The following is a 12,510-nucleotide window of genomic DNA, read 5'->3' as shown; positions in this document are numbered from 1 at the left end:
CGGATGGCAGGCGCGTGATTCCTCCCCGCAGGCGCCCCGGCGAAACCGCCCGGCAGTGGCTCTCGCGCCGCGCCGCGCGCCGGACGCGTGCGGCGGTAGCGCCCGGCCTGCAGGAACTTCCGCTGCGCGCGCAGCTGTTCAGCGCCGAGCAGATGGAACGCCACGGCCGCGTGCTGGCGCAGGCGCACAAGCTCAGTGGTCGCCGCAGCGCCGACCTGCTGCTGGCGCGCCTGAGCGCGAACGAAGCGGTGATCGAACGCGCGAGCCGGCTGCTCGGCGACGCCGCGCATGCCAAGCGCCGGCTGACTCCGGCCGGCGACTGGCTGCTCGACAATCTCTACCTGATCGAGGAGCAGGTCCGGATCGCGCGACGCCACCTGCCCAAGGGCTACAGCCGCGAACTGCCGCGCCTCGAGGGCGGGCCATCCGACCAGCTGCCACGGGTGTACGACATCGCGCTCAACGCGATCTCGCACGGCGACGGCCGCGTCGATGTCGAGAGCCTGGGTCGCTTCATCGCCGCGTACCAGGCCGTCACCCCGCTCACGCTCGGCGAGTTGTGGGCGATCCCGATCATGCTGCGGCTGGCGCTGATCGAGAACCTGCGCAGGGTCAGTGCGCAGGTGATCGCCGGCCGCATCGACCGCGACCTGGCCGATCTGTGGGGCGACCGCTTCGCCGCGATCGCCGAGTCCGACCCCAAGTCCGTGGTGCTGGTGATCGCGGACATGGCGCGCGCGCAGCCGCCGCCGAGCAGCGCCTTCGTCGCCGAGATCGTGCGCCGCCTGCAAGGGCAGGGTGCGGCGCTGAGCCTGCCGCTGACCTGGATCGAGCAGTGGCTGGCCGACCACGAACAGGGCATCGCGCAGCTCGTGCAGGCCGAGAACCGGCAGCAGGCCGCCGACCAGGTCTCGATCAGCAACAGCATCGGCAGCCTGCGCCTGCTTTCGATGACCGACTGGCGCGAGTTTGTCGAGAGCATGAGCGTGGTCGAGGCGACGCTGCGCGAGGATCCCGACGGCACGTACGGCCAGATGGATTTCGCCACCCGCGACCGCTATCGCCACGTCGTCGAGCGCATCGCGCGCCGAGGGAAGCGGGAGGAGTGCGACGTCGCGCGTGCGGCGCTGGAACTCGCGCGCGAAGCGGCCGCGCAACCCGACGGCGACGACATCGCCCTGCATATCGGCTACTACCTCGTCGACGCCGGGTTGCCGCGCCTGGAGCGGGCACTGCAGCTGCCAGCCGGGCCGCTGGGCAAGATCCGCAGCGGGCCAGGACGCGTGCCGCTGCTGGTCTACATCCTGCCGATCGCCACGATCGTGGCCGTGTTCACCGGCGGGCTGATGCAGGACGCCAGCGCGATCCTCGACGAGCGCGGCCTGCTGTACCTGGCCGGCGCGCTGGGGATCATTGCCTTCAGCGAGCTGGGCGTGGTGCTGGTGAACTGGTTCGCCACCATCCTGATGGCACCGCGTGCGCTGCCGCGGCTGGATTATTCGACCGGAATCCCGCCCCACGCACGCTCGCTGGTGGTGGTCCCGAGCATGATCGGCGACGTCGAATCGGTCCACGCGCTGGCCGACGCGCTGGAGGTGCGGTTTCTCGCCAACCGCGACGACAACCTGTGCTTCGCGCTGCTGACCGACTTCCTGGATGCCGACGAGGAAGTGCTTCCGGGCGATGCCGTCGTACTGGCCGAGGCGCAGCACGCGATCGAGGCCCTGAACGCGCGCCACGCCGGCAACCGCGACATCTTTTTCCTGCTGCACCGGCCGCGCACGTGGAACCCGCGCGAGCGCGCGTGGATGGGGCACGAGCGCAAGCGCGGCAAGCTCGCCGCGCTCAACGCCTTCCTGCACGAGGGCGATGCAGCGGCGTTCTCCAGCATCGTCGGCGATGCGCAGTCGCTGCAGGGCGTGCGCTACGTGATCACGCTTGACACCGATACCCGGCTGCCGCGCGATGCCGCGCGCGAGCTGGTCGGCACGCTGGCCCATCCGCTCAACCGCGCCCGGCTGGACCCTGCGCGACGCGTGGTGTCCGGCGGCTACGGCATCCTGCAGCCGCGCGTGGGCGCCAGCATGGGCGGCGAGCGCCGCTCCTGGTATGCACGCCTGTACGGCAGCGAGCCGGGCATCGACCCCTACACGCGCACGGTGTCGGACGTGTACCAGGACCTGTTCGGCGAGGGCTCGTTCGTCGGCAAGGGCATCTACGAGCTCGGCGCGTTCGAACGCACGCTCGCCGCGCGCTTCCCCGACAACCAGATCCTGAGCCACGACCTGCTCGAAGGCTGTTACGCGCGCGCCGGCCTGGTCAGCGACGTGCAGCTGTACGAGGACTATCCCGCCCGTTACGCGCTCGACGTCAAACGTCGGCATCGCTGGATCCGCGGCGACTGGCAACTGCTGCCCTGGCTGCTGCCATGGGTACCGCTCGGCGGCCGCCGGGTGGAGCGCAACCCGCTGTCGATGCTCTCGCGCGGCAAGTTGCTCGACAACCTGCGCCGCAGCCTGGTGCCGGCGGCGACGACCGCGCTGTTCGTGCTCGGCTGGCTGCTTGCGCCGCATGCGCTGGGCTGGACGCTGTGGGTGCTGTCGACGCTGCTGGTGGCGCCGCTGATCGCGGCGCTGACGGCGTTGCTCGACAAACCGCGCGAACTGCCATGGCGCGCCCACCTGTGGCACCGCGCCGAGGCCGCCGGCCGCGACTTGGCGCGGGCCACGCTTGGTGCCGCATTCCTGCCGCATGAGGCCTTCTACAGCCTCGACGCCATCGTGCGCACGCTGTGGCGGATGCTGGTGTCGCGCCGGCGGATGCTGCAGTGGAGCCCGTCGAGCCAGGTCGAGAAGACGCTGGGTGATGGCCTTGCCGCATCGCTGCGCCAGATGTGGTTCGCACCGTTGTTCTCGATCGCGGTCGCGGTCGCGCTGGCACGCATGCAACCGGCGTCGCTGCCGATCGCGGCGCCTCTGCTGGCGCTGTGGCTGCTGTCGCCCTGGCTCGGCTGGTGGACCGGACGGCCACGCGCGCGCAGGGCGGAGCAGTTGTCGGCGGAGCAGGGCGCTTTCCTCGGCCGCCTGTCGCGACGCACCTGGGCGTTCTTCGAGGACTTCGTCACCGAAGCCGACCACTGGCTGCCGCCGGACAACATCCAGGAACACCCCGCGCTGCTGGTCGCGCGGCGCACGTCGCCGACCAACATCGGCCTCGCGCTGCTGGCCAACCTGTCCGCGCACGACTTCGGCTATCTGCAGGCCGATGGCATGGCCGATCGCATCGCCAGGACGCTCGACGCACTGGAGTCGCTGCCGCGACACCGCGGCCATTTCTACAACTGGTACGACACCGAGACCCTGCGCCCGCTGCCGCCGCTGTACGTTTCCACCGTCGACAGCGGCAACCTCGCCGGGCACCTGCTGACGCTGCGCCAGGGGCTGCTGGCGCAGGCCGACGCGCCGCTGCTCGCACCCGCGACCTGGCAGGGCCTGCGTGACACGCTGGCGGTACTGGAAGAAGCCGGCGGCGACGTGCCCGACGCATTGCGCCGGAAGCTCGACGCGCTGTCGCTCTCGCCACCGACCACCTGCGGCGAGGCGTCGCAAGCGCTGGCCGAGCTAGCGACGCTGGCGCGGCCGCCCGCACCGGACGCTGCCGAATCCGATGCGGAGGCGGGCGCGCCGACCGATGCGGCCTACTGGCTGCGCAAGCTGCTCGACCAGTGCCACGCGGCGGCGGCGTCGATCGCATGGCTCGCGCCGGCGCAGGCGATGGCCGCCATCCCGACGCTGCGCGAGCTCTCCCAGGCTCTGCCGGGCGACGCGCAGGCCACGGCAGCGCAGGACGCGGCGCGTGCGCGCATCGCCGAGTTCGAACGCCTGGCGCATGTCGCCGGGCAGTGCGCGCAGATGGAGCTGGACTTCCTCTACGACCGCAGCCGCCACCTCCTCACCATCGGCTACAACGTCGACGAGCACCGCAGCGATCCGGGCTACTACGACCTGCTGGCCTCCGAGGCGCGCCTGTGCAGTTTCATCGGCGTCGCCCGCGGCCAGCTTCCGCAGGACGCATGGTTCACGCTGGGGCGGTTGCTGACCGACGTCGACGGCGATCCTGCGCTGTTGTCGTGGAGCGGCTCGATGTTCGAGTACCTGATGCCGCAGCTGGTGATGCCCAGCTACGAGGGCTCGCTGCTCGACCAGACCGCAAAGGCCACCGTGGCAAGGCAGATCGAGTACGGACGCCAGCGCGACGTGCCCTGGGGGATTTCCGAGTCCGGCTACAACACCGTCGATGCGCGCATGAACTACCAGTACCGCGCGTTCGGCGTTCCCGGCCTCGGCCTGCGGCGCGGCCTGGCGCAGGACCTGGTGATCGCGCCCTACGCCAGCATGATGGCGCTGATGGTGGCGCCGGCGGATGCCTGCCGGAACCTGCAGCGCATGGCGCAGGAAGGGTTCGCCGGCCGCTACGGGATGTACGAGGCGATCGACTACACGCCCGCGCGGCTGCCGCGCGGACAGTCGCGCGCCCTGGTGCGCTCGTTCATGGCCCACCACCAGGGCATGGGCCTGCTGGCGCTCGACTACCTGCTGCACAACCAGCCGATGCAGCGCCGTTTCCTCGCCGATCCGGAATTCCAGGCCACGCTGCTGCTGCTGCAGGAACGCATCCCGCGCACCGGCGCCTTCCATCCCAACACGGCCGAAGTCGAGGGCGCGGCCATCGCGCCCGATGCCACGGAGACCCGCCTGCGCATCTTCCGCAACGCGTCTTCGCCGCGGCCCGCAGTGCAGATGCTGTCCAACGGCCGCTACCACGCCATGCTCACCAGCGCCGGCAGCGGCTACAGCCGCATGCACGACATGGCGATGACCCGCTGGCGCGAGGACGGCACGCGCGACCCCTGGGGCAGCTGGTGCTACCTGCGCGACGTGGAAAGCGGCGGCTTCTGGTCCGCTTCGTACCAGCCGACGGCGGTGGAGGTCTCCGGTTACGAGGCGATCTTCTCTGATGCCAAGGCTGAGTTCCGCGGCCGCCAGCATGGCTTCGAAACCCATCTGGAAATCGCGATCTCGCCCGAGGACGACATCGAGCTGCGGCGGCTGCACGTGACCAACCAGTCGCGCAGCGCCCGCAGCATCGAGATCACGACCTACGCCGAAGTCGTGCTCGCACCCGCGATCTCCGACGAACTGCATCCGGCCTTCAGCAACCTGTTCGTGCAGACCGAACTGGTGCCCGAGCGGCAGGCGATCCTGTGCACCCGGCGCGCGCGTGCCCAGGACGAAGTGCCGCCGTGGATGTTCCACCTTGTCGCCGTGCACGACGCCGATGTCGAGGAGATTTCCTACGAAACCGACCGCTCCCGGTTCATCGGCCGCGGCCGCGACGCGCGCGCACCGCGGGTGCTGGTCGAGCCCGGCGCACTGTCCGGCAGCCAGGGATCGGTGCTCGATCCGATCGTCGCGATCCGCAGCCGGATCACGCTTGCCCCGTACCGCAGCGCGACCATCGACATGGTCAGCGGCATCGGCGCGGCGCGCGAGGACTGCTCCGCACTGGTCGACAAGTACCGCGACCGGCGCCTGGCCGACCGCGTGTTCGACCTGGCCTGGACCCACAGCCAGGTGGTGCGCCGGCAGATCAACGCCTCGCAGGCCGACGCGCAGTTGTACGAGCGCCTGGCCGGGCTGGTGCTGTACGCGAATCCAGCGCTGCGCGCGGAGCAGGCGTTGCTGCTGCAGAACCGGCGCGGCCAGTCGGGGCTGTGGGGGCAGGCGATCTCGGGCGACCACCCGATCGTGCTGGTGCAGATCGCCGATGCCGAAAACATCGAACTGGTCCGGCAGATGGTGCAGGCCTACGCCTACTGGCGGCTCAAGGGCCTGACCACCGACCTCGTGATCTGGAACGACGAGCAGGGCGGCTATCGCCAGCAGTTGCAGGACCAGATCATGGGCCTGATCTCCGCGGGCGTGGAAGCCAACGTAATCGATCGCCCCGGCGGCATCTTCGTGCGCCCGGCGCACCAGTTGCCGCAGGAAGACCGCATCCTGCTGCAGTCGGTGGCGCGCGTGATCGTGAGCGACACCCAGGGCACGCTGGCCGAGCAGGTTTCGCGCCGGCCGCCACCGGACGTGGTCGTGCCGCCGCTGCAGCCGCAGCCGACCCAGTACGAACTGATGGCACTGCCGACGCCGGCAGAGAACGCCAGCGCAAACCGCGGTGGCGACGTGGCATTCGACCCCTGGCCGTTCGATCCGGTGGCCGGGCCACTGCGCGAAGGCAACGGCATCGGCGCCTTCTCCGCGGATGGCCGCGAATACGTGATCGACCTGCAGGCGGGCGATGCCACGCCGGCGCCCTGGTCGAACGTGCTGGCCAATCCGCAGTTCGGCTGCGTGGCCAGCGAATCCAACACCGGTTACACGTGGTCGGAGAACGCGCACGAATACCGCCTCACGCCCTGGCACGACGACCCGGTCTGCGACGCCAGCGGCGAAGCCTTCTACCTGCGCGACGAGCAGACCGGCCGCTTCTGGTCCCCGACGCCGCTTCCCTGCGGCGAAGGCGCCTATCGTGTGCGCCATGGTTTCGGTTACAGCGTCTACGAACACGAACACGATGGCATCGCCAGCGAACTCTGGGTCTACGTGGCGCGCGAGGCCCCGGTGAAGTTCAGCGTGCTGCGCGTGCGCAACACCAGCGACCGCACCCGCAGGCTCAGTGCGACCGGCTACGTGGAATGGATCCTCGGCGACCTGCACGCGCGCACCCAGATGCACGTCGTCACCGAAGCCGAGCCGGACCGCGAGAACGGCGCCGTGCTGGCGCGCAACGCCTACAACACCGAGTTCGGCGGGCGGGTTGCATTCTTCGATGCCGACATCGATGCCGGCGGTTGGCACGGCGAGGAAACGCGGCGCAGCGTCAGCGGCGACCGCGGCGAGTTCATCGGCCGCAACGGCAGCCTGCGCAGCCCCGCGGCGATGACGCGCGAACGCTTGTCCGGACGAATGGGCGCCGGCTTCGATCCCTGCGCGGCGATCCAGGTTGCGCTGGACCTCGCGCCCGGGCAATCGCGCGATGTGGTGTTCCGCCTCGGCGCGGGCCGTTCGCACGCCGACGCCCTGGCCACGGCGCGCCAGACCCGCGGCCACGACGCGGCCTGGGACGCCCTCGACGAGGTCCGCATCAGCTGGCTGCGCGCGCTCGGCGCGGTGCACGTGGAAACGCCGGAACCCAGCGTGGACCTGCTCGCCAACGGCTGGCTGCTGTACCAGACCATCGGCTGCCGCTACTTCGCGCGCAGCGGCTACTACCAGTCCGGCGGCGCGTTCGGTTTCCGCGACCAGTTGCAGGACTCGATGGCGATGCTGCATGCCGAGCCCAAGCTCGCACGCAGCCACCTGCTGCTGTGCGCCGAGCACCAGTTCATCGACGGCGACGTGCAGCACTGGTGGCATCCGCCGCTCGACCGCGGCGTGCGCACGCGCTGCTCCGACGACTACCTGTGGCTGCCGCTGGCCGCCTGCCGTTACGTCGAAGCCACCGGCGACCGCGACGTCCTCAATGAACGCCTGACCTATGTCGAAGGCCGCCAGGTCGATCCGGACGAGGAGTCCTATTACGACCTGCCGTCGCGTTCTGGCCTGCGCGAAACGCTGTACCAGCACTGCGTGCGCGGCCTGCAGCGGGCGCTGGACCTGTTCGGCGAACGCGGCCTGCCGCTGATCGGCACCGGCGACTGGAACGACGGCATGAACCGGGTGGGGGAGGGCGGCCGCGGCGAGAGCGTATGGCTGGGGTTCTTCCTGTACGACGTGCTCAACCGTTTCCATGCGCTCGCGCGCGACCGTGGCGACCTGCTGTTCGCCGAGCGCTGCGTGGACCGCGCCGCGCAGCTGCGCCAGGCACTGGAAGCCGAGGCTTGGGATGGCGCCTGGTATCGGCGCGCGTGGTTCGACAACGGTGCGCCGTTGGGCTCGACCGAAAGCGACGAGTGCAACATCGACTCGATTTCGCAGAGCTGGTCGGTGCTGTCCGGTGCGGCCGATCCGGTGCGCGCCCGCCAGGCAATGGAATCGTTGGACCAGCGCCTGGTGCGGCGCGATGCCGGCCTCATCCAACTGCTCGACCCGCCGTTCGACAAGACCGCGCAGGACCCCGGCTACATCCGCGGCTACGTGCCCGGCGTGCGCGAGAACGGCGGCCAGTACACCCACGCCGCGGTGTGGGCGACGATGGCGTTCGCCGAACTCGGCGACCACGCGCGCGCGTGGGAACTGTTTCGCATGATCAACCCGATCCACCACGGCGACACCGCCGAGCGCATCGCCACCTACAAGGTCGAGCCCTACGTGGTGGCGGCCGATGTCTATGCGGTCGAACCGCACGTCGGCCGCGGCGGCTGGACTTGGTACACCGGCTCGGCCGGCTGGATGTACCGGCTGGTCATCGAATCCCTGCTGGGCCTCCGGCTGGAAGGCGGCACCCTGCGGCTGGCGCCGTGCATCCCGCCCGAATGGCCCGGCTACACGATCCGTTACCGCTACCGCGACACCGTGTACCGCATCCAGGTGCACCGTGGTGCGGGGCAGGGCAGACCACAACGGCTGCTGGTGGACGGCGTCGAGCAACCGGGCCTGGCGATCCCGCTGCGCGACGACTACGCCCAGCATGCGGTCGAACTGTGGCTGGCGGATGCTCCGATCCAGGATTGAACGTTCCGGCTCTTGCAGGAGCGGCTTCAGTCGCGAGCTTTCCCCGCAACCCCGCGACCCGGAAAACCCGTACGCGCATCCCCGCACTTTCCTGACCCGACAACGCGGCCAATCCGGCTTGTCCCAGCCCCCGGATCCACCGATCCTGTGTCCCTGTCGGAACACGACCAGGGAAGGTCACGATGCGAAAGCCCGTTCTGTTGCTGCTTTGCCTGCTGGGCGCCTGCTTCTGCGCGCAGTCGCAGACCCTGCACCAGTGCACCGGGCAGGGCGGCACCACTGCCTACCGCAGCGGCACCTGCCTGCCGGGCGAAACGCTGGTTGCCGTGCGTGAAATGGAAGCCGACACCGCGTCGGCCTCCCGGGACCATCAACCAGCGACCGCAAGCGAAAGCAGGCCTCCGCGCGCCACGCAGTCTCAGCACCCACGCCGGGCCCACGCGAAACGAAAGTCGACGCGCCTCCGCTCGAAACGCCGCAAGCAGGCCGTCGACCCGTGCACCCGCGAAAAACGCGCCCGCGACGACTTCCAGCGTCGGCGCGGAATCAAGGTCACCATGGAGCAGCTTTCCCGCTGGAACCACCGGGTCTACGACGCCTGCAAGTAGCCCATGGCCCGGAAAGCCGGTTGCGAACCGGTCGGCGCCGCTCCCGCCCGGGACCGTCGTTGTCAGGCGATGTCCGTGAACGATTCACGCGCCGGGAGGACCACCACCGACGGCCGTTGCCGAGGCAATGTCTTCAGGATCCGCCGGCGCGACCGTTCGGCCCAGAGGATGCCAATGAGGCGACGCGCCGTGATCCGGTCGCCATCGGGTGACACCAGGTCGCGGCCGGCCATCCGCCAACCGGCCCACGGCCCGAACAACGGCGTGCGATTGTGCACAACGCGCTCGTGGTGGGCCTCCGGATGCTCGACATGCCAATGCAGACAGACAACGGTGCGATTCCCTTGCATGGACTTTCCTCCGGGTTGCCAGGTTTCCGCCTGGACAGGATTTCTCGTCATCCACTTTGTGGCAGGGCTGGTGGGGGCGTTGACGCCAATCGGGAGGGCCGGCCGGTTCTTCGGTCACTGCGCATACTTTATTTGACATAATATACATTATGCGAAATGCAGTAGGCAGGCTCCTACGGCGCATCCGAGAATTTTTCCTAGGCCGGCCCCACCGCTACACACTCACGGCTTAAGCTCCGGCCGCCATGCGAAATCGAACCCCCAAAACGACCACATGCTTCCGCTGCAAGGCCGAGCATCCCGAACAGCACTACGAGCGCGTCGTCCACAACAAGCACGAACTGCACGGCCCGTGGGCCGGCTGGCGGATGGCAGGAAAAGACCTAGTGTCACCCGATGGCGACCGGATCAGCCCGCACCGGCTGCGCGGGTTCCTATGGACAGAACATGCCAAGCGAAAGCTGCGGCGGTCTGCCCCACAAACTAAAGTCCTGGAGCGAAACGCAGCTGCCATCATCCCAGCACGGGAAAGATTCGTCGGCAGCGCCTAGCCGCCCAGCGAGCGCGACAGCGTCGAAAGCGCCATGCCGGCGAAAACCACGGCAAAAACGACTTCGATCAGCTTGAAAATCGACAAGGCCAGGACGACAGACCACACCAGCCGCCAGTCGATACCGGCAGAACGCTCGGCTCGATGTGAGCGCCGCAACGGCCGTTCCAGATCGATATCTGCGACGGCATCAGGATTGAACTTCGGTTCTTCGCGGCGCATACGCTTTCCCCTGAAATAGCGACAGCCTACAGGCCACAAAAGCGGTTTGCAGGGGGAAGGTTCCGACCGGGAACGGATCGCGAAACATGGAGAGGATCCTCTCCGCTTTTTTCACACGACCCCGAACAAGCGTCTCCGTAGGGCGCTGCCCTACACCCGAAAAGCGAACGCCAGCGCTGCCAACACGACCAGGTGCACCGGGTACGCGATCCAGAAGAAATGACGGACGCGCGGCACCCGCCAGTCGCACGCCGCAGCCAGCAGCACCATCGGCACCGCCAGCAGCGCAAAGAGATTGCCGTTGAGCAGGCAGACCATGAGCAACGATGACGCCAGCATCGCCCAGGTCGCGCGCGTGCGCTCCTGCCACCACGCCCAGCACGACAGAATCAGCAGCATCCCCGGCAACGTGTAGTCGCAGACCATCACCGCTAGCACGAACAGCACGCCGGCATAGTTGCGCCGGCCATCTGTCCAGAGACGCGCAACGCCGGCGGCGAATGCAAACGAGAACAGGATATTGAGCGGCAGCGGGCTTCCCGGCGTCAGCGCGAGCATGTACGGCACCGCGGCAACGGCACCGACCGCGAGCAGCCGCACCAGCAAGCGCTCCGACAGCAGATGCCGGCCGATCAAGAACGCGAACACCGGGAACGCCACGCGCCCCACCGGCACCGCCCACGCCCAGGCACCGTCCGCAAAGACCTTGTTCGCGTGATCGACCAGCATCGCCGCGAACGCGAGCCACTTAAGCGCCTCGGCATTGTCGTAGGTCAGCCGGAGCGGTGCCGCTTGCGCTTGCGCGTTCACAAAATATTGCTCCCTTCGTAGTCGGCCGGGATCGGTGCGCGCCGCATCTGGCCGTAGCGCGCCTGTTGTGCCCTGAACGTGTCCTGCCCTACCCCCACGCCACCAGGACCCGACGCCGATGCCGGTTGCGGACCGGGCGAAAACTCGGCCTGCATCGACGGCGCGTTGCGCCGGGTGCCATACGGGTTGTAGACCGGCCCGTTCTTCGCCAGCGTGCGGCACTCCGATTCCGCCATCGCGTAGCGCGTGCCCTGCTCCGTGACGCAGCTGCACGATGCCGGCGCGTGCCGGCCGAGCGCGTCGATGCCAGCGCCCGACGCCATGCAATACACCTCCGGATCGGCAATCACTTGGCGACTGTCGTAGACCGGCGCCGTCCAAGGCATCGACGGGAATCGCGGCAGGTGTTGCTTGGCATAGTCGAACGGTGAAAGCGGCTCACCGGAAGGAAGGCCCCCACCCCCTGCACCGCGCGTGGCGGATTGGCCCGACGCGGCTTGCGCCGCGTTCGGGCCTTTCCCCGTCATGCGGGAAGCGAAGGCGTCGGGCCGAAGGAAGCCGATAGCGAAATACAACAGGCCGGCAGCGGCCACCAGCATCACCGGCAGCAGAATGACCTTGAGCGGGATGCGCGTCTTGATCGTGTGTTCTTCGGCGCTCTTGTACTTGCCGCGAACGGTTTTCGGGAGCGCACGGGTCACGCGCTGCGCAGACTCTCGCTTCGCCTGGCTCTTGACCTCCTCGTTCAACTCCTCCCACTGAAACACATCGATGACTTGCGAGCCGAAACGTCGCACCGTGTGGTAATGCGTGGCGCACAGCGACCGGGCGAACGGGTAAATCTGCGCCGGCATCTGGTACGTCCACACGAAGTCGATTCCGCGATGGCGATGCTCGGCCAGCTGCAGCACATGATCCGGCGTACCTTGCCGGGTTGCGTTGTGCAAATGACCGAACCACTTCCATGCTTCGTCGATGAAGATCAGCGAACCGTTCGGGATGACGTGCGAATCGCACGCCGCGCTGTTCTCGGTGTCGTGGCAATGGCACACCTCGCCCTCGCGGACCGCGTTCCACTGACGCGGATCGGCCAGCACGTTCGCAAGCCCAGGTTCGAGGCCGTCGATACCAGCCGCCCACAGCGGACGCGGGTTCTCTTTCGCCGCCTCTTTCATGAGGCGCTCCATCATTAGCGATGTTTTGCCGTGGCCCGGTAGGCCGGTGTAAGACTCGATAGGCAT

7 protein-coding genes are annotated in these 12,510 nt (G+C 68.5%); 3 read left to right on the top strand and 4 right to left on the bottom strand.

The window, feature by feature from the left end; translation table 11 throughout:
• Nucleotides 1-14: 14 nt before the first annotated feature.
• Together ACTJIL_RS04890 and ACTJIL_RS04885 are read left to right on the top strand one after the other, a co-directional pair.
• Complete coding sequence (locus tag ACTJIL_RS04890; RefSeq protein ID WP_440754443.1) at nt 15-8,729, top strand: GH36-type glycosyl hydrolase domain-containing protein; 8,715 nt, start codon at nt 15-17, stop codon at nt 8,727-8,729.
• A gap of 182 nt (nt 8,730-8,911) precedes the next feature.
• Nucleotides 8,912-9,337: a hypothetical protein gene (locus tag ACTJIL_RS04885; RefSeq protein ID WP_440754442.1), complete on the top strand. Its 426-nt coding sequence runs from the start codon at nt 8,912-8,914 to the stop codon at nt 9,335-9,337.
• A 62-nt stretch (nt 9,338-9,399) separates the two neighbouring features.
• Here ACTJIL_RS04885 and ACTJIL_RS04880 read toward each other — a convergent pair whose 3' ends face one another.
• On the bottom strand, nt 9,400-9,687 hold the full coding sequence (locus ACTJIL_RS04880) for a DUF3653 domain-containing protein (RefSeq protein WP_440754441.1): 288 nt from the start codon (nt 9,685-9,687) through the stop codon (nt 9,400-9,402).
• Between the two features lie 245 nt (nt 9,688-9,932).
• Here ACTJIL_RS04880 and ACTJIL_RS04875 point away from each other — a divergent pair, with 245 nt between their 5' ends.
• Nucleotides 9,933-10,238: a DUF3653 domain-containing protein gene (locus tag ACTJIL_RS04875; protein ID WP_440754439.1), complete on the top strand. Its 306-nt coding sequence runs from the start codon at nt 9,933-9,935 to the stop codon at nt 10,236-10,238.
• Here ACTJIL_RS04875 and ACTJIL_RS04870 read toward each other — a convergent pair.
• The 3 genes from ACTJIL_RS04870 to ACTJIL_RS04860 form a co-directional block, all read right to left on the bottom strand.
• A complete protein-coding gene (locus tag ACTJIL_RS04870) occupies nt 10,235-10,459 on the bottom strand; it encodes a hypothetical protein (RefSeq protein WP_440754438.1) in 225 nt (74 codons plus the stop codon). The genes ACTJIL_RS04875 and ACTJIL_RS04870 overlap by 4 nt on opposite strands.
• A gap of 150 nt (nt 10,460-10,609) precedes the next feature.
• A complete protein-coding gene (locus tag ACTJIL_RS04865; protein WP_440754437.1) occupies nt 10,610-11,269 on the bottom strand; it encodes a TraX family protein in 660 nt (219 codons plus the stop codon).
• Entirely contained in the window at nt 11,266-12,510 is a 1,245-nt protein-coding gene (locus ACTJIL_RS04860; RefSeq protein WP_440754436.1) for a zonular occludens toxin domain-containing protein, read from the bottom strand. Before ACTJIL_RS04860 ends, ACTJIL_RS04865 begins: the two co-directional genes overlap by 4 nt.

The sequence above is a fragment of the Luteimonas sp. 22616 genome, from assembly GCF_052044325.1.
Lineage (GTDB): Bacteria > Pseudomonadota > Gammaproteobacteria > Xanthomonadales > Xanthomonadaceae > Luteimonas.
Note: the sequence above shows the minus strand (reverse complement) of the source record. Positions and strands in the feature narration are given on the sequence as shown.

Bases quoted from the DNA above. Each gene is read 5' to 3' on its own strand.
- ACTJIL_RS04885 (WP_440754442.1), top strand. From the start codon at position 8,912: ATGCGAAAGCCCGTTCTGTTGCTGCTTTGCCTGCTGGGCGCCTGCTTC.
- ACTJIL_RS04880 (WP_440754441.1), bottom strand. From the start codon at position 9,687: ATGCAAGGGAATCGCACCGTTGTCTGTCTGCATTGGCATGTCGAGCAT.
- ACTJIL_RS04870 (WP_440754438.1), bottom strand. From the start codon at position 10,459: ATGCGCCGCGAAGAACCGAAGTTCAATCCTGATGCCGTCGCAGATATC.
- ACTJIL_RS04860 (WP_440754436.1), bottom strand. From the start codon at position 12,510: ATGCCTATCGAGTCTTACACCGGCCTACCGGGCCACGGCAAAACATCG.
- ACTJIL_RS04875 (WP_440754439.1), top strand. From the start codon at position 9,933: ATGCGAAATCGAACCCCCAAAACGACCACATGCTTCCGCTGCAAGGCC.